Here is a 17,706-nt window from a genome sequence, read left to right on the forward strand (position 1 = left end):
TTTACTCTCCAGGCTATTTTACTAAAATCCACTGACCCAATTGATTTAATTGATAAACACCTTGATTGCTCGGTTCGATGACGAGCAAACGCACCCATTGGTTAAAAAATAAGGTTTTTAAGATGGAGTGCTTTTCAATCACTTGAGAAACCATCTCTTTAGGCGCATAAACGACTGTCAATAAACGTTGAGGCTCGTGATAGGCTTCATTATCAGAACTCATGACTGATTGCAGGGGAAGCCCATGCATCAAATCACTTCCATTTCCTTGCATGACCCCTATGGTTCCAACCACATTGTGAGTAATCTTGCTTCCGCTTCCAAAAGCAACATTATCCAGGGTAGAAAACAAATACTGGGTATTGATCCACTCAGCTACTACCATAGGAGCGGTCAAAATCGTCTCGAGCAATGCCCCTTCCCTATCTTGTTCAAAACGATAAGAATGCAAAAAACAGCGGCCATCAAGAGAGATATTTTTGGTAAGTTGACGAGGCGCTACAATAAACGCAGCATTTCGTGCTAATCCCCATTCAGGACGAGTTTCAGACCAGTCCAAACTTCTTCGTGTAATGTCCCCGGGAGCAGTGCCTCCATGCATTTTCAATCCTCGTTCTTGATTGGTTATGCACTTGGCTTCGTTTAAATCCTTTTGTAATTGACTTAGGAGTTCAGGATAGATGGGTTTAACTACATCCTCTGTATACAGCTCAACCAAGTCAGTGGTTGTGTTATGCAATGCACCGTAAAATTGAGTATCTAACGGGATGTGCATGCCGCAATCTTCCAAACCACGTCGAACCTCAGGTTTATTCAAAATGGATGCCAATAATCGAGCATTAATACCACCATGATTCCCACCGCAAGCACCGCAATCAAGAGCAGAAGCGTAGGGATTATTTTCCGTAGCACTACCATGACCACAAAGAACGATTAGTTTGGCAAAACCAGAAGTCAATCCCATGAGACGTAATACCGTTTCAGCATAACTAATCTGCTCCGTCAAGGACAAACCCTGCTCCGCATCGGTTTCACTTAATTCATAAACCACTTTTGTTGGCACAGGAGGCTTCAACCAACGATTAATTGCTGATAATGACGAGTTACTCAACTCCGGAGATAAGGATTTAAGAGTCATATTCAAACCGCACCAAAGACCTAACGATTCGACCAGGGCAAAAGGAGTGGAAATGTTTTGTTTAAGCTGCGTATAGAGATTCTTACATCGGTTTATGAACGCCTTCCCTCGCTGATACCGGTCAAAGTCATCTTTATTGGCAGCAGCTGCCATTTCCTTAATCGAATATTTCGGCTTTAACAAGACAGGACAACATTCTTTATTTTTATTGGTATCAAATTCATCAATGCGCACAGGAAGACCAAAAAACCCTGCAAAACCCAATGTTTCATACTGCCCCAGGGACTCAATGGCACGACGAAAAGGCTCAGAGCGAACATCAATACAAAAAACCAACTGAGCCTTTTTGCGCCCCCCTTGAGCCTCTTCTTTATTTAACTCAGGTAAAAGCAAACCTAATAACTTTTGCTGGTACTCTTCTTCATTGTTTTTTATTTGGCCCAATATTTTTTTAACCAAAGAGCCATCTTCGACGCTTTTTTTTTCCCTGGCTGCATCAGGCCAAAGGATGCAAGTCAGTACTAAACGCACGGCCAGAAAATCAGTTAGGGTAACCTGTTTTTCTATTGGTTTTTTGGTGTTCTGCCAATCAGTCTTCCATTTCACAAAACCTGCCCAACCAGGTAAATAAAGAAGTGTTTGTGAAAGAAAGGCTTCTTCTTGACCCAGAGGGACTTCAAGTCGTGAAAGACAGATTTTGATTGCCTCTTCCGCGGACCCAGGTAATTGCCGCAAAAAGTCTTTAGCGTCTCTTTTATTATGGTGCAATTGCTTGTCAAAATAAGCTAATTTTAAAAAGCCATAATAAAACCCCTTTTCACGATAAGGCATGTCAATGCTGCCCTGACCTGCATCAAAAAAGCCACCGCACCATTTAATCATCTGAAGATTAACATCTTCTAGTTGCAGGTTACGCTCGCCTCGTTGACGCCTGAACCCACCTTGAGCAAGCGCCTCCTCAAAAGATTGCGCTTCAAGCCCTTGCAAGGGATTACACGCAATAAACGTTTCAAGAGGCCAAACAGGAGCGATGCTCTTTGCGGCATTGTGAACTAGGGCATGTATTTCGATATCGTTACTTATCGTCTGGTGACAGGTCATACCAACACTTTTAATTTTGGTTCTTGAAATGTCGTGTTTCGTTAACTTTTTTGCACTGGTCATAAATACTCCTTAATTCGTTTAGTAGTTGTAATCGCTTCGAAATGCCGTCACAGTTTTTCTGGCAGGCTGACTTGAATTAAGCAAGTTCATATAAAGCCAACAGCCTAATTTTGATTGCCCCATTTTCTTATGCGTTCCAAGATTAAATGCCAGCCACAAGACGCCAAATAAACCCATGGTGATCCAATGAATTGATGCAAGCTTTGGTGCTTGTAGATTAGATATACTCGGAATTAACCACTCAATAAGATGTATGCTTGCGCCATACATAAGGCCAGAAAATGAAGCAAACACTAATCCTGATACTAAACTCAGAAGTGTTTGGTGTGTGCGTCCCCAACTGAGCATCAGTTGTGCTCCAGCTATAAAGGCAAAAAATAAGACAAAGGCACTGGCCTCAGAGAATGAAACGGGCTTATTGGTAACGAAAGCAAATGAAGACATCGCAATCATCCCGCCAAGCAGTGAGGAAAATATCATCATGAACGAAGGGGGCACAGACTTAAGTTCTGATTGGTTCTGTTTGACCGCAGATCCTGAGCTTAAAAACAGATAGGCCTTGAATAATCCATGCCAGCACAAGTGTGCTATGGCCGCGGCAAATAAGCCCACACCACATTGCATCATCATAAAACCCATTTGCGCCATGGTGGAACACGCTAACATCCTTTTGATATCATGCTGCATCAACTTCCAGACAGTGCCAAGTAGTGCAGAAAAAGCCCCTACTATAAAAAGAAGATTTAACAACCCTGGATGCAACATCATCAGGGGCGCAAATTTAACAACAAGAATTCCTCCACCATTGACCAATCCTGCATGCATTAAAGCAGATACTGGAGTTGGAGAATTCAAAGAGCTGATAAGCCAGCGATGAAAAGGAAATAAACCAGATTGGGTGAGTGCAGCAAGCAGAATAAAACCTAGAGAGAGAGAGCGCATCGATAAGTCGCCAAAAGCGGCCGTCTGGCTCAATAAGGCAATAGAGCTCGTCGAATAATTTATTGTCAACAAAACGAAAGCAGCTAATAAAAACAGACTTCCTGATCCGAGCGTGTAAAAGGCTAAAAGGCCTGAATTTTTTGCTGCACTCCATTCATTTTTATGCACCATCAAGACCACAAGAAGCAAATTGGAAATAAACCATGCGCTCCAGAATAGATACAAATTATCGGCAAGAATCATCAACTGTACTGTTAAAGTGAGTGCTGATAAAAGAAGAAAAAAACGTCTGTAGAGTCTGTCTCCATGCATGTACCTTAAGGAAAATCGATGCACGACAAAACTGACCAATAACACCAGACTGCATAACAACAAATTCAGTGCATCAGGATTGATTAATGAACTTGTCTCAGGATATATTGATAAGGATGAACATGTGAGCAAGCCAACTCCGATCAAAAACCCTGCTCCCATCAAATATCCGGCACAGCGTGCTGCAAATACAAGCCGGGAAATTAAAATGCAGTTAATAGCAAGCGCGATAATCGGGCAGGCTAAAATTAAACTTAAAAAAAATAGAAACATGGTATTCACATCATTCCCCATTAGAAATTGTTTTGCTACAATGAAAATATATTAGATATACTGATATAAGTGAAATTAAAAATATTTACACTTCCCATAAGGAATTCTAATGTCACTGGATACGGTAACCTTACAATGTTTTTTAGCAGTGGCTGAAACGCAAAGTTTCACCAAGGCGGCTATTCGAGTAGGACGAACTCAATCAGCAATAAGTCAGCAAATTGCCAAGCTGGAAAATTTAATTGAAAAACAACTGATTAATCGAGGTAGAGAGTTATCCCTAACCCCTGATGGTGAGCTTTTTTTAGGCTACGCCAAGCGGATCTATGAATTGCACCGAGAATCGCTCGACCGCTTCAAAACACCAGAACTACAGGGTGAGCTTCGTTTTGGTTTACCTGAAGACTTCGCATCGATGATGCTCTCCGATGTTCTGGTTGAATTTTCAAGACTCCATCCAAGAGTGATGCTTAATGTAGATTGCGATTTAACCCTGAATTTAATCGAGCGGTTTCATCAGGGGGATTTCGATTTAATTTTGATAAAAACCAATGAAAAAGATCAAATTACTGAAGGCATCAATTTTTGGAATGAACCAGTTGAATGGATTGGTAAAAAGGAACTGCTTCCGGAATTGAATGAAAAAGCAATCATTCCATTAATACTTTCTCCTACTCCGTGTGTCTATAGAGGAAACGTTATTGAATCACTCAATCAACATCACCTCAAATGGCGCCTTGCATTTAGCAGCACCAGCTATGCGGGAAAAATGGCAGCAGTGCGGGCAGGCCTCGGGATCACTGCGATTCAACGCAGTATGATTCCTAACTATCTGGATCGATTGGACGATTATTTTTTACCCTCTTTAAAGGACATCCATGTATCCTTAATAAAAAAGGAAGCGGCAAATAAGGCAATTGACTCCCTGGAATTTTTTATCATGGACAAATTGAAACATTAAGCAAAGGATATGAGGCGGTTGATGAAGCAAGAAATGAACTCAATTTTTGAGGTATTAGATAAAGCGACTATTTTATCGATTATTATGATAAGCGTGATAGTAAGCCTGCTTACCTTAAGTATCCCCATAGCAGCTCAAACTTTAGTTAATCTGATCGCCTTCGGAAAATTACTGCAACCAGTCGTCACCTTAAGCATTATGGTGCTTGTCTTAATGATGGCTCTTGGAGCACTCAACATTTGGCAAATGATTATCATCGAAGTCATCCAGCAAAAATTAATGGTAAAAATAAGCCTGAACCTGTCTCGTCAGTTTACTCATTTGTCATTAGATAATTTTTCATCACATCATGGACCAGAACTCGTTAATCGATTCTTCGAAGTGGTCACCATCAACAAAGCATTAGCAAGCCTGTTGCTGTATGGAGTGAATTTAAGTTTACAACTTATTTTTGGTTTGATTTTGCTTCTGTTTTACCATCCGCTCTTTCTTGTATTTGATGGATTCATTATATTAAGTCTTCTTTTGATAGTATTTTTGCCTTATCGCAAAGGATTAGCGAGTGCCGAAGATGAGTGCGCTGAAAAACATCGAATTGGTGCCTGGTTGGAAGAGTTGCTTACCAATCGTTTTTTATTTCGCTTTAATCGTTATCATCACTACTCTACCCAGCAAACCGATAAACGGCTTGTTGCATTTTTAAAAGCACGTAATATGCATTTTAAACAACTCATCAAACATCAAATTGGATTTTATCTCCTTTCGGCAATGGCCAGCAGTCTTTTACTCGGCTTAGGTGGTTATCTGGTGATTCAAAATCAGTTAAGTTTAGGCCAGCTTGTGGCTGCAGAGATTGTGCTTGGTGCTTTAATCTATGCATTTAAGCGTTTTGGTGTTCTTTTGGAAAATTATTACGATCTCGTTGCTTCGGAACACAAAATTGACGCTGTTTTAAATCTGCCAATAGAACCCATCAAAACAGAATTAAGTGAACTTATTATCCCAATTAACACCATCACAATACTCACTAAACAGCAAAACAAAGCATCAGCAACTCCTGACAACCCTTTAGTAGTTTGCGTCAACGAAATGCAAAAACAAACCTCATTCACCGAATTTCTTTTAGGCTTTAAACCGAATACCGGATTTCGAGTATACATCAACGAGACCCTCTGCAACGAAGAGTATAGACGCTCCCTTCGTGAGCATACTTTGTTACTTAAAGATAAAGACTGGTTTGCTGGCAGCATCTATGACAATTTACGTCTTAATCAACCGTCTTTTTCTATACATCAATTAAAAGAACTTTTGAAAGCTTTTGGACTTATGGACAAAATAATGAACCAACCTGATGGCTTAAAAAGTGCCATTTACGACTGGGAAAGCGTGTTTACTGAACTTGAGCTGATACAACTGATGGTGATTCGTGCTGTACTTGCCAATCCGCAACTCATTATCGTCGATCATCTGTTTGATAGACTGACTAGACAGGATGTTGAATTACTGCTCTACCATTTAGCAACCCTGAATAAAACGCTACTCATTATTGTGACGCAATACCCCGATATTATTCCATTGTCTAACTGTCTGGTGCTCTCATGAAACTCCACGCCTATCAAATGATTGGCAAATTACCCAATCCACGCAAAATCGCCAAGATCATTTTTTTAGTGCTGCTGATTTTAATTGTATTTCTGAGTTTTACTCCTTGGCAGCAATTTGCACTCGGAAGCGGAAAAGTCATTGCCTTTTCGCCTAATGAACGTTTACATACGGTCAATTCGCCCGTTTATGGCAGAATTAAAAAATGGTACGTTGATGAAGGTGTCCGAGTAAAAGCAGGCGATCCCATTGTAGAGATTTCTGACAATGATCCTGAATTACTCAAAAGATTGGAGTTGGAAAAAAAGGCGATATTACTTCGTATAGAGGCTTCAAAACAATCATTAAGTGCAGGAAAAGCCAACGTTGATCGCCAAAAGAACTTATACCAGCAAGGGATCAATTCAAAACGACAATACGAATTAGCCCAAATTGAATATGCAAAATATCAAAATGAATTAGCACAGGCCAATATTGATAAAGTCAACATTGATGTACGTATTGCCAGACAGCAGACCCAATTGATTAAGGCTCATGTACCGGGAATCATCTTTAAACGGTTGACAGGACAAGAAAGCGTTGTCGTTAAAGAGGGCGAAATATTAGCTCAAATTATTCCAGAAACTCAATCAAGAGCAGTAGCACTTTGGATTGATGGGAATGACATCCCATTCGTCCGCCTGAATCAAAAGGCACGTCTTCAATTTGAAGGCTGGCCTGCAATTCAATTTAGAGGCTGGCCGCAAATTGCCGTAGGAACTTTTGGTGGAAAAGTGGCTTTTATAGATCCTACAGACAATGGTATGGGACAGTTTCGAGCCGTTATTGTTCCTGATGAGCCTTGGCCCCAACCCACATTTTTAAGACAAGGCGTGCGCGTCCATGGTTGGGTACAACTCGGAGAAGTCCCTTTATGGTATGAGTTATGGCGTCAATTTAATGGTTTTCCTCCTGAAAGCGTGACAGACAAGGAAAGTTCATGAGTACTGCACAATTCAGTAAGCCATTACTTGTTCTTATTGGACTGAGCGTTTTACTATGCTCTTCGGCATCCGTCTATGCCTCAGAAAAAACACAACAATTAAATTTAATCGACGTACTCAAAAGCATAGACAACCATTATCCGCAGGTAAAAATTGCTCATCTTGAAGTAGTAAAAGCCAGTGGGGCGTTGACCAATGCAAAGGGACAATTTGACCCTACCCTGGAAGCGACTACGCGATCACAACCTGCTGGTGGATATATCAATAATTACGGTGATACACAATTAACTGTTCCTACTCTCTACAATGGTGTCAAACTTTTTGCTGGATACAGAAATGGTGAAGGGAACTGGCCCATTTACTATCAAAACTATTTGACTAACTCTGGAGGAGAATATAGAGCAGGTTTATCCCTGCCCTTGGCTCGCGACCGACTCATCGATAAAGAACGGACTGGCTTGCTGTCCTCAGCCCAACTAATCCTGATGAAACAACAGGATTCTGAAGCAATTAAAATTAAAATTTATCAGGAAGCCATCAAAGCCTATTGGCAATGGGTTGAAGCAGGACTTCAATTAAAAACATTTAAACAATTGCTGCAATTGGCTCAAAAGCGACAAATTGCAATTGAACAACAAGCAAAACAAGGTGACTTACCCAGACTTGCGATCAGTGAAAACCTGCAACAAATCATCCAACGAGAGCAATTACTCAACCAAGGTCACATGATATTCGAGCAAGCAGCTATTAATTTATCCCTTTATTTTCGAGATCCCAAAGGCAAACCCCAAATCCCGGATCAACGCTCCTTACCTGCTTTGGCTAAACACGCAGTACCCCATGCAGGTTCCAACGTACCCCTTATAGAGCACCCAGGAATTAAAAAGTTAAATTTTTATGCCAATATGATGAAACTAAAACGCAATCAGGCTCGCAATGAACTTCTACCCCAATTAGATGCAACCGCCTACACCTTCAAACAAAATGGAACGGGAGGCTACCCCTTAATGATTCCCCAGGCGGCAATGGTTGGGGTATCGTTTAAATTTCCATTATTTCAAAGACAGGCCAAAGGAAATCTCATCCAGGCAGAGAGTGAATTACGCCAGATCCGCGTTGAAAAGAGATTTTTACTCGAACAGTTAAATAATGAGTTCGCCAATATTCTCATTGGCATTAACAGAGGAATACGGCAAGTCAGTCTGTTAAAAAAGGAACTTAGTTTGGCACTACAGGTACAACAGGGTGAAACAAAAAAGTTTTATCAAGGAGACAGTACTTTGTTTTTGGTCAATCAGCGCGAACAATCGACCACTCAAGTGCAACTCAATAGCTTGCATGCGCAAGTTCAATTAGAAGAATTAAAAGCCAGGGCCCGCTTTTTCGCCTCAACCCTGACAACAAACACCGTTATAAAACAAATGAAATAAGGACAGTATGAGCACTGCATTAGTTTGGTTCAGACAGGATTTACGATTGAATGATAATCCTGCTTTTTTTGAAGCCATCAGCCAACATAACCAAGTGATTCCAATCTATATCCTGGATGAAAAAAACAATATTCTGGGCGAAGCACAGGCTTGGTGGCTGCATCACAGCCTGCAGGCACTCAGCAATTCACTCACCACACAATTTGGGTTAAAGCTTATTCTGCGTAAGGGGAATCCTTTGGATATTCTGTCTGATTTGCAAAGTCATACAGGATTCAATGCAATTTATTGGAATCGTTGCTATGAACCCACGAGTATCGATCGGGATAAAAAAATCAAAGCAGCATTTCAAGAAACTGGACTTGATGTATTTAGTTTTAATGGAAGCTTACTCAATGAGCCTTGGACAATAAAAAATAAAAACGGCGATTTTTTCAAAGTGTTTACCCCCTATTGGAAAACTTGCCGCCAAGGGCTTATCTCTAAACCTGCACCGTTAATAACCCATAAACCTACAGCAGTTGATGTGGCCAGTGACGACCTTCAAGACTGGAGTCTTCTGCCCCACTTGAATTGGGCGTCTCAATTTCCTGATTTTTGGACACCAGGCGAAGATGGGGCTTTACTGCGGCTTATAGAATTCATCTCGCATCATCTTAATGGGTACAAAACAAATAGGGATTTTCCTGAAAAACAAGCCACGTCCTATTTATCCCCCCATTTACACTTTGGTGAAATCAGTCCCTGGACTATTTTAAGAGCTGTTGAGAATGCAAAAATCAATCCACACTGTGATTTAGCAGGAGCCGAACACTTTTTGTCCGAGCTGGGCTGGCGGGAATTTTCCTATTATCTGCTCTACCATGTACCCACCCTGCCCTATAAAAATTTTAAATCCGAATTTGACGCCTTTCCATGGCATAACGATGAATCATTATTAAAACGATGGCAACAGGGAACAACAGGTTATCCCATAGTCGATGCAGGAATGAGAGAACTATGGGCTACCGGATACATGCATAATCGAGTAAGAATGATCGTTGCCTCCTTTCTCACCAAAGGCTTATTCATTGATTGGCGTTTAGGAGCGGATTGGTTTCTGGATACTTTAGTGGATGCTGATTTAGCCAATAACAGTGCCAGCTGGCAATGGGTCGCTGGCTGTGGAGCTGACGCTGCTCCTTATTTTCGTATTTTTAACCCCGTGTTGCAAAGCCAAAAATTTGATCCTAATGGGGTTTATATACGTCGCTGGGTCCCTGAGCTGGCCTCACTGAATAACGACATCATTCATGCGCCCTGGGAGTCTGCTCATGCGGCATTGCTGTACCGCAAAATCAATTATCCGAAACCCATCATCAATCACAGCGAAGCACGAGCCAAAGCTCTGGAGTATTACAGCCAATTAAAAAAAGAACATTAAATCAGGATGCTCGATATTCTGATAAACAGCTCATGCACAAAAATAGATTAAACTTAATTTGGAGAACTGACCATGCGCCTGAATCAATTACTGAAACTGATGTTCTGGTTCTTACTTTTTGAAAGCATTGGTTTTTTACTTGGTATGCTGACCCAGGCTAATATTTATCCCTGGTATGAGAGCCTTAACAAGTCTTCCCTAACCCCTCCAGGATTCGTTTTTTCAGTGGTCTGGAGTTTGTTGTATGCCCTTCTTGCTCTGGTTGCCGTGATGCTGTTTCACCGGGATAAAGAATCTTCTAATAACAAACTGATGATGCTGTTTGTATTGCAAATGCTGATGAACTGGGCGTGGACCCCTCTGTTTTTTGGCTTGCACTGGATCATGTTAAGTGCCATTTGGCTTGTTGGCCTAACCGCTTTAAATGGGATCTTAATCATTCAAGCGAGAAATGAGGCCCCAATGGTTGCCTGGTTATTAATTCCTTACCTGATTTGGCTGATGTTTGCTTGTTATCTCAATGGGGTTATTGCATGGTTTAATTAGTGATAATTTTCTGCTGACTTTCCTCGAAATAGATAATAGGCATAGAGTGTATAAGCCAAGAGTATGGGAAGCATGATGACCACGCCAACTAAAATAAACACCAAAGTTGAGTCTGGTGCGGCAGCTTCCCAAAGCGTTACCTGATGTGGAATTAAGTAGGGATAAACACTGATTCCTATTCCAATATAAGAACACAAAAACAGAACAATACTGTAAAGAAAAGGCTTGTATTCATTACCGCCATTGAGGTTTTGCCATATTTGATAGACGGAAAACAGAGCCAGCAAAGGTAATGGGCTTAATAAAAATACATTAGGAATACTGTACCAACGATGAAAAATTTCATTGCTGTGTAACGGGGTCCAGATGCTGACAAATACCAGGAACAAACTGACAAGGACTAATAAACCTCTGGATTGATGAATCATTTTACGCTGAACTCTTCCAGAGCTTTTGATGATCATCCAGGTTGCTCCCAAAAGAGCATAGCCACACACTAGAGCAATTCCCGTGCACAAACTAAACGGAGTTAACCAATCAGGATTATTGATGGTCATAGAAGATTCATCTATAGAAAACCCCTGAACAAAAGCACCCAGAATAACGCCCTGAAAAAAAGCAACAGCCACAGAACTGATTGAAAAGGCCCAGTTCCAGATTGCTTTAGATTTTTTAGCCTTAAAACGAAACTCAAAACTTACACCACGAAAGACAAGTCCTATCAACATAAGCATAATAGGCATATAGAGTATGGGGAGCAACAAACCGTAGATTTTGGGGAATGCACCATAAAGCATGGCTCCTCCAAAAACAAGCCAGGTTTCATTACCATCCCAAACTGGCGCAATAGAGTTCATCATGACATCGCGTTCTTTTTCATTGGAAGTAAAAGGAAAAAGAATGCCAACACCCAGATCAAACCCATCCAGGATGACGTACATGATAATAATAAATCCAAGAAGTACTGCAAAAATAAGGGGTAGCATTATTTCTTCTCCTCGGGGATGTCGGTCATGTACTGGAATGCATGATATTCAATGTCGTCTTCTTTTAATTTATCTGGTCCATGGGCGATAAGCTTGAAGAGATAATAAAGGTAAAATCCAAAAACAATTCCGTAAACAACAATCAATAATATGAAGGAAATAAGCACCTCTTCATACCCTATAGAAGATACGGCATCTTTGGTTTTTAAGAGTGAGTAGACGACCCAGGGCTGCCTGCCGATTTCCGCAGTTAACCAACCGGCAATACTGGCAATAAATCCTGCTGGAGCCATCGCAAAAATCCACTTATAAAACCATGGACTTTGAAAAAGCGTCCCTTTAAACCGCAAATAAATACCTACTATTGCGGTTAAGAGCATCAATATACCAATGCCTACCATAATACGAAAGGTTAAGAAAACAGGAAGCATACGGGGCTGGTCAGCAGGAGGCACTGAACTAAGACCAACCAGCTCACCATCCCATTCATGAGTATTGATGAAGCTCGCAAGTTTCGGTATGGAAAGTTCATAAAAATTTTTCTGTTCTTCTTGAGAAGGAAGAGCAAACAGTACCAAAGGTGCCCCTTTCTGGGTTTGCCAAACCCCTTCCATGGCAGCAGTTTTTAGGGGTTGATAATGGTGCACGTTAATGCCCACGACATCACCGACACCAATTTGTAAAGGAACTAGAATCAAGGCAGCCCATAAGCTAAAGGTTAATGTTATTTTGGCCGTGGCTTTGAATTTATCTTTTAATAGATAGTATCCAGAAACAGCCATTACAACAAAACAAGTGGTCACATAGGAAGCAAGCAGCATGTGTATGAAACGAGGAATAAAGGTAGGATTAAACACTACAGCCCACCAGCTATCAACAATGTATTTGCCATCGACTAATTGATAGCCACTTGGAGCCTGCATCCAGGAATTGGCTGACATAATCCAAAAGGCGGACACCGTCGTACCAATTGTCACCAGAAGAGTAGCAATAAAATGCAGTGGTGGGGGAACTTTTTTCCAGCCGAAGAGCATGACGCCTAAAAATCCGGCTTCAAGAAAGAAGGCTGTCAGCGTTTCGTAGGCAAATAAGGCGCCTAAAACGTTTCCGAATTGGGTGATAAAAGGCCCAAAATTAGTACCTATTTGATAAGCCAGGACAATTCCGGACACAACCCCCATTCCAAAAGTCAAAGCAAAAATTTTCGTCCAAAGCTTGCATATTTCCAGATAAATCGGGTTTTTTGTTTTCAGCCAGGCAGCTTCCATAATCACAAGAAATACAGCAAGCCCCAAATTTAAGGTTGGAAACAAAATATGGAAACCAATACTAAAACCGAATTGAATACGAGACAGGAGTTCGACAAGCATAGTGGGCCTATAATTCACTGAGCTATAGGCATAGTTTAGCATATAATGGTTATTTTTTAAACGTAATCTGCCTTATTTGGTGCGGCTTATTTTCTTATTTCAGAACAGATAGTTAACACGCAATTGCAATGCACTTTATCGATTAGCAAGTAAATAATCTGCATCAATTTATGTGGACCAGGTTATCAAAGTGTTTGTTTAGAAAATGATTTAGGTCTGTAGATAATTTGCCAGCCCCTAACCGTGAAGACTTGCAAGCTGACTCTTTCGAAAACGAAGGGCTTAATGCCTTGAAAATGAATGGCAATACTCTGGTGCCAATCATAAGAACAATGTTGCATTCCGTGGCCGTCTAAACGACAGAGGATACTCTATAAATCCTCTAAACTACTCTCGGATCATAATTGCCCTGCCTCCAGATCCGCCAGAACTTGACCGGCCCTGGTGCGGATGGCTGCTTTCTTTTCCTGAGTCATTTTATCCCAATTGAGATAGGCATAGCGCAGACGGGGATTCTTGTTGAGCTGTACCTGATTTTGCTCTATAAAATTCCAGTAGAGGGAATTGAAGGGACAGGCTTTTTCCCCCACCACATCAGCAGGGTTATAAGCGCAAGACTTACAAAAATCACTCATTTTTTGAATGTATTTTCCACTAGCAGCATAAGGTTTACTTGCCATCACTCCCCCATCGGCATACAACGCCATACCCAGGGTATTAGGTAACTCCACCCACTCAAATGCATCCGCATAAACCGCCAGATACCACTCGCATACTTCCTGGGGATTGAGGCCCGCAAGCAGAGCAAAATTACCTGTAATCATCAAACGCTGAATGTGATGAGAGTAGGCTTCGACCTGGGTTTGTCGCACCACCTCTTTCATGCATGACATTTTAGTTGCGCCCCCCCAATAAAGCGCAGGCAAAGATCTTGCGGCATTTAAATAATTTCTATTGGCATAATCGGGCATTAAAAGCCAGTAAATACCACGTACGTATTCACGCCATCCTAATATTTGACGAATAAATCCTTCCACCGCATTTAAAGGAGCCAACTGCTGTTTCCAGGCATCCTCTGCCATGTGGCACAATTCTAGAGGCAATAAAAGCCCTGCATTCAAATAAAACGATAATTTTGAATGATATAAATTGGCTTCATTAGAACGCATGGCATCCTGAAAATCGCCAAAATTAACCAGGCAATGCTGCATAAAATATTGGCTTTCAGAAAGGGCTTGTTCTCGAGTCACTGCAAAATTGAAAGGCCTTAATTGCCCAAAGTGATGGGAAAACTCTCGTTCTACCAATCTTAAAACATCCAAAGTTACTGCATCTGAAGGATGCTCTAAACGAGCAGGAAATGTTTTAATGTGATTTGCATTTTTTCTATTTTGCTCATCATAGTTCCACTCTCCGCCAACCGGCCTGCCTTGATTATCCATAAGAATATGATGCCGTTGGCGCATCATTCGATAAAAATACTCCATTCGCCATTGTTTTTTATCTTTTGCCCAAGATTTAAACTCATCAAGGGAGCATAAAAACCGAGTGTCTTCATGAATATTCAGAGGTACCAACAATTTGTCTTTTAATGAAACTAATTTTTGCAAAACACGCCACTCACCAGGATGAGTTACATGTACTTCTGAGATATTTTCTATGTCTATCGCCCGGCACAACTCCTTCTCAAAACAACCAGTATTATCAGCATCATCGTATTGAATGTAGCGGACTCGATAACCCTGCGATTTTAATCGGTCTGCAAAATGACGCATTACTGAAAATATAAATGCGATTTTTTTAGGATGATGCCTGACATAAGTCGCTTCTTCCATCACTTCACAAAGAAAAACCACGTCACGCTGCTTGTCGATAGCAGTTAGTGAGGAAAGAGATTCACTCAGTTGATCGCCCAAAATAAAGCACAATCTCGTCATCATTTCCCTCAATAGATAAAAAGTTACATCTTAAGCTTGGGGCGTATGGTACTTAAACCGCCATCTACTGCAAGCACCTGTCCTGTTATCCAACTGTTCTCTGGATTTAGAAAAAACAATATGGCTCGTGCTACATCCTCAGGCTCACCGACACGCCCTAATGCATGCATTGCAACAGAGGCCTTGGCGACTAATTCATTACTGAGTAGAGAATGAGTCAGAGAGGATTTAACCATACCTGGCGCAACAACGTTAATGCGTAAACGAGAGGATGCATAAGTCGCGGCAGCGGATTGCGCCAGACCAATAACTCCGGCTTTGGCCGCAGCTATGGCCTCATGGTTTGCCAATCCAGTCAACGCTGCAGCCGAAGAAATAAGGACTACCGATCCTCCTTGAGTCATTCTCTTTCCTGCCGCACGTACAGTCGCAAATGAAGTGGTCAAAGACGCATTAATGGTCTTTTGAAACTCTTCAAAATGTGTCGCATGAGCACTCTTAAGTAATAAAGAGCCGGCACAATTAACCACTCCATCAAGAGGGCCTGCTTGTTCAAATACGCTATCAACAGCGTTAAAGTCCGATGCATCAAGTAAAAAATCGGGGATGATTTTGTTTTTGGTTTGCGCTGTAGTCACCACTTCATTACCCTGTTTTTTAAGAAGCTCAACTACTGACTGACCAATCGCGCTGCTTGCTGCAATTATTAAATACCGAGCCATAAATCGTATACCTTAATAATAAAAGGCTTACTATGAAGGAGAGCAATACTAAGTTCAAGTATTTATAAGCAATCAACTCGATTATTCCTTGGTACAATTTATTTTCATTGAACTATAATGAAAGTGCGTTATGTAATCACAACAAAATTCAAAGTCACACTAAAGGAAAGGACTATGAACAGACTGCTTTTGCTTGCATTGATGATTTTTTGTGGCGTTGCATTTTCTGCTGATAAAAACTATTTGTTTTTTCAGACAGCTACAGATGGAAGCCTCGAAAAAATGAATAATAACCATTATGTTTTAACAATAAAACAGGCCCCCAAATATGTGAATTATTTTTCAGAACGACCGGCTAGAACAACTGGCATCATTAATCTTAACGAATTTAATTCATTCTGGACGAACAAAAATATTAAAAATGATTTCAAAAGCAATCCACCCAATGCCGCAATAGTTTTAGTTGATGCACAAGGTAATCGTCAGGATTTTGTGGCCATCATGACCAATCCGCAATTATCGAAAGAACTATTGACTTACGATCTGCAACCCATAAATAGTAAAAATGTGCCTACTGGGCAATTCAAATATTTGCTCATGTTTGTGGATGACATCGCTTGGAACCCAGGGGGATTTTAAATGGTTTGAAGGGGCTCATTCAGGGGTTGAAGTGCGAGAAAGACAGCGACTTTTACTGGATTTTCTCGCACGTCGTTTTTTTTGACGCCTTATTTGTTCCATACGAAGTTGCTCTTTGGTTTTTTCATTACTGTAGGCGGCTTGAAATTGTTCACAAAGCCTCATTCGTGCAAAATATCGGTTATCTTCCCGACTTCTGGATTCCTGGCACTTTATTTCCAAACCCGTCGGTATATGCTTTAAATAGACTGTTGAAGCAGTTTTTTGCAGTTTTTGCCCGCCATTGCCGCTGCCCAGTATGAATTTTTCGATAAGATCTTGTTCTTCAATATGCAAGGCATTCATCCTATCGGTCAATTTATCTATTTTTTCTTTTTTAATCATAGGGCATTTTTAGTTCATTATAGAATTTAAACTTCAAGTAATGCAGTCCTGGTTTACACGTTCACTTCCCTTTTTTGAATGATTAACCTGGAGAACTATTTATTTCATATTCCAAAGTTACCGAATCTAATAAGCAATGATAACATTCTTCAAAATGTTCTGGTGAAACATGTGTGGCAAAATCGAAAATCATCAGAAATTTTATTTCCAGGGAATTAAGTTCAGATAAATTAACGCCTGCAATCGCTGCAAACCGCTTATTCTTATGTCGGAAATCCATTAATTGCTTATAAGCCAAATGTATAGAACAGGCTATTAATCGGTGTACATTCAATTCGTTTAGTGAAGAATCAGGAGTCAGTTCAAGATACATACTTATATAAATCAAAGATAAAACATAGATAGTTGGGTCGTCGTCAAGAAATTCATAAAATCGTAATAAATAATTTTCAATTGATATTTGAGGCACACATGCTCCAGTAAATACATCTTTTGCATGAGATTTAGAGGTGTTTGTCGTAACTGCTTTCGTTAATACAGATGTAATCGTTTTCAAGAGAAATGAGGTACTGACATCACTAATTTTGGGATATTCAGTGGCTTGAACTGTTTGAGTTGTTTTATATTGTGCAAAGAATAATTTCATTTTACTCCCTTAAAAACCAGACCGTTCCGTTGCTATGTGTACAGATGAAAAAGCACCTGAGCACATGTTGTTCTTGAATAATCTGAAGTTAGTATTACAGTAAACAATGCATATATTTTGGCATTTTCCATTACTCGAGAATATACTGAATATTATAGATACCGTGGGAGAAGATAAAGTAGTTGAGTCACTTTTTAGCCTTTAAAATCAACCAAAGCCAGGAAATGATACTCTCTAAAGAGATTTGC

The 17,706-nt window shown here is 40.6% G+C and carries 15 protein-coding genes; 7 read left to right on the top strand and 8 right to left on the bottom strand.

Features of this window, described 5'->3' with window-relative positions; genetic code table 11:
* Positions 1-13: 13 nt before the first annotated feature.
* Positions 14-2,302 (bottom strand): DUF2309 domain-containing protein, encoded by a 2,289-nt coding sequence (locus G543_RS0104785; protein ID WP_035921442.1) that lies wholly within the window; start codon positions 2,300-2,302, stop codon positions 14-16.
* An 18-nt stretch (positions 2,303-2,320) separates the two neighbouring features.
* A complete protein-coding gene (locus tag G543_RS0104790) occupies positions 2,321-3,829 on the bottom strand; it encodes a proton-conducting transporter transmembrane domain-containing protein (protein ID WP_238584712.1) in 1,509 nt (502 codons plus the stop codon).
* Between the two features lie 109 nt (positions 3,830-3,938).
* Between G543_RS0104790 and G543_RS0104795 the strand changes: the two genes are divergently transcribed.
* From G543_RS0104795 to G543_RS0104820, 6 genes are all read left to right on the top strand, one after another.
* Positions 3,939-4,790, top strand: a complete 852-nt coding sequence (locus G543_RS0104795) for a LysR substrate-binding domain-containing protein (protein WP_028383529.1) — start codon at positions 3,939-3,941, stop codon at positions 4,788-4,790.
* Positions 4,791-4,823: 33 nt separating this feature from the next.
* Entirely contained in the window at positions 4,824-6,392 is a 1,569-nt protein-coding gene (locus tag G543_RS0104800) for an ABC transporter transmembrane domain-containing protein (protein ID WP_028383530.1), read from the top strand.
* Positions 6,389-7,375, top strand: coding sequence for an HlyD family secretion protein (locus G543_RS0104805; RefSeq protein ID WP_028383531.1), 987 nt, complete (start codon positions 6,389-6,391; stop codon positions 7,373-7,375). The genes G543_RS0104800 and G543_RS0104805 overlap by 4 nt, the downstream gene beginning before the upstream one ends.
* Positions 7,372-8,805: a TolC family protein gene (locus G543_RS17085; RefSeq protein WP_051190581.1), complete on the top strand. Its 1,434-nt coding sequence runs from the start codon at positions 7,372-7,374 to the stop codon at positions 8,803-8,805. The genes G543_RS0104805 and G543_RS17085 overlap by 4 nt, the downstream gene beginning before the upstream one ends.
* 7 nt (positions 8,806-8,812) lie before the next feature.
* Positions 8,813-10,228, top strand: coding sequence for a cryptochrome/photolyase family protein (locus G543_RS0104815; protein WP_028383532.1), 1,416 nt, complete (start codon positions 8,813-8,815; stop codon positions 10,226-10,228).
* 72 nt (positions 10,229-10,300) lie between these two features.
* On the top strand, positions 10,301-10,774 hold the full coding sequence (locus tag G543_RS0104820; RefSeq protein WP_028383533.1) for a TspO/MBR family protein: 474 nt from the start codon (positions 10,301-10,303) through the stop codon (positions 10,772-10,774).
* On the opposite strand, the gene cydB is transcribed toward G543_RS0104820, so the two are convergent.
* The 4 genes from cydB to G543_RS0104840 all read right to left on the bottom strand — a co-directional run bounded on the left by cydB (position 10,771) and on the right by G543_RS0104840 (position 15,789).
* On the bottom strand, positions 10,771-11,760 hold the full coding sequence (gene cydB, locus G543_RS0104825; RefSeq protein WP_028383534.1) for a cytochrome d ubiquinol oxidase subunit II: 990 nt from the start codon (positions 11,758-11,760) through the stop codon (positions 10,771-10,773). The two genes, G543_RS0104820 and cydB, sit on opposite strands and share 4 nt — an antisense overlap.
* Positions 11,760-13,130, bottom strand: a complete 1,371-nt coding sequence (locus G543_RS0104830) for a cytochrome ubiquinol oxidase subunit I (RefSeq protein WP_028383535.1) — start codon at positions 13,128-13,130, stop codon at positions 11,760-11,762. Before G543_RS0104830 ends, cydB begins: the two co-directional genes overlap by 1 nt.
* Before the next feature lie 398 nt (positions 13,131-13,528).
* A complete protein-coding gene (locus G543_RS0104835; protein ID WP_028383536.1) occupies positions 13,529-15,067 on the bottom strand; it encodes a cryptochrome/photolyase family protein in 1,539 nt (512 codons plus the stop codon).
* A 23-nt stretch (positions 15,068-15,090) separates the two neighbouring features.
* The gene (locus G543_RS0104840; protein ID WP_028383537.1) at positions 15,091-15,789 is read right to left on the bottom strand and encodes an SDR family NAD(P)-dependent oxidoreductase; all 699 of its coding nucleotides are present in this window, start codon (positions 15,787-15,789) and stop codon (positions 15,091-15,093) included.
* Between the two features lie 174 nt (positions 15,790-15,963).
* On the opposite strand from G543_RS0104840, the gene G543_RS0104845 reads away from it, so the two are divergent.
* A complete protein-coding gene (locus tag G543_RS0104845; RefSeq protein WP_028383538.1) occupies positions 15,964-16,428 on the top strand; it encodes a hypothetical protein in 465 nt (154 codons plus the stop codon).
* A gap of 15 nt (positions 16,429-16,443) precedes the next feature.
* On the opposite strand, the gene G543_RS0104850 is transcribed toward G543_RS0104845, so the two are convergent.
* Positions 16,444-16,812 carry a peptide chain release factor family protein gene (locus tag G543_RS0104850; protein WP_028383539.1) on the bottom strand — a complete coding sequence of 123 codons (369 nt, stop codon included), beginning with the start codon at positions 16,810-16,812 and terminating at the stop codon, positions 16,444-16,446.
* 82 nt (positions 16,813-16,894) lie between these two features.
* The gene (locus G543_RS0104855; RefSeq protein WP_028383540.1) at positions 16,895-17,458 is read right to left on the bottom strand and encodes a cyclin family putative virulence effector; all 564 of its coding nucleotides are present in this window, start codon (positions 17,456-17,458) and stop codon (positions 16,895-16,897) included.
* Between the last annotated feature and the right edge of the window lie 248 nt (positions 17,459-17,706).

Origin of the sequence: Legionella moravica DSM 19234 (assembly GCF_000423305.1) — a bacterium.
Taxonomy (GTDB): Bacteria; Pseudomonadota; Gammaproteobacteria; order Legionellales; family Legionellaceae; genus Legionella; species Legionella moravica.

What these genes read in the sequence shown, in the direction of transcription:
- G543_RS0104805 (WP_028383531.1), top strand. Translation starts at nt 6,389, where the DNA reads ATGAAACTCCACGCCTATCAAATGATTGGCAAATTACCCAATCCACGC.
- G543_RS0104800 (WP_028383530.1), top strand. Translation starts at nt 4,824, where the DNA reads ATGAACTCAATTTTTGAGGTATTAGATAAAGCGACTATTTTATCGATT.
- G543_RS0104785 (WP_035921442.1), bottom strand. Translation starts at nt 2,302, where the DNA reads ATGACCAGTGCAAAAAAGTTAACGAAACACGACATTTCAAGAACCAAA.
- cydB (WP_028383534.1), bottom strand. Translation starts at nt 11,760, where the DNA reads ATGCTACCCCTTATTTTTGCAGTACTTCTTGGATTTATTATTATCATG.
- G543_RS0104830 (WP_028383535.1), bottom strand. Translation starts at nt 13,130, where the DNA reads ATGCTTGTCGAACTCCTGTCTCGTATTCAATTCGGTTTTAGTATTGGT.
- G543_RS0104790 (WP_238584712.1), bottom strand. Translation starts at nt 3,829, where the DNA reads ATGTTTCTATTTTTTTTAAGTTTAATTTTAGCCTGCCCGATTATCGCG.
- G543_RS0104855 (WP_028383540.1), bottom strand. Translation starts at nt 17,458, where the DNA reads ATGAAATTATTCTTTGCACAATATAAAACAACTCAAACAGTTCAAGCC.
- G543_RS0104840 (WP_028383537.1), bottom strand. Translation starts at nt 15,789, where the DNA reads ATGGCTCGGTATTTAATAATTGCAGCAAGCAGCGCGATTGGTCAGTCA.
- G543_RS0104850 (WP_028383539.1), bottom strand. Translation starts at nt 16,812, where the DNA reads ATGATTAAAAAAGAAAAAATAGATAAATTGACCGATAGGATGAATGCC.
- G543_RS0104835 (WP_028383536.1), bottom strand. Translation starts at nt 15,067, where the DNA reads ATGACGAGATTGTGCTTTATTTTGGGCGATCAACTGAGTGAATCTCTT.
- G543_RS0104795 (WP_028383529.1), top strand. Translation starts at nt 3,939, where the DNA reads ATGTCACTGGATACGGTAACCTTACAATGTTTTTTAGCAGTGGCTGAA.
- G543_RS0104845 (WP_028383538.1), top strand. Translation starts at nt 15,964, where the DNA reads ATGAACAGACTGCTTTTGCTTGCATTGATGATTTTTTGTGGCGTTGCA.
- G543_RS0104820 (WP_028383533.1), top strand. Translation starts at nt 10,301, where the DNA reads ATGCGCCTGAATCAATTACTGAAACTGATGTTCTGGTTCTTACTTTTT.
- G543_RS0104815 (WP_028383532.1), top strand. Translation starts at nt 8,813, where the DNA reads ATGAGCACTGCATTAGTTTGGTTCAGACAGGATTTACGATTGAATGAT.
- G543_RS17085 (WP_051190581.1), top strand. Translation starts at nt 7,372, where the DNA reads ATGAGTACTGCACAATTCAGTAAGCCATTACTTGTTCTTATTGGACTG.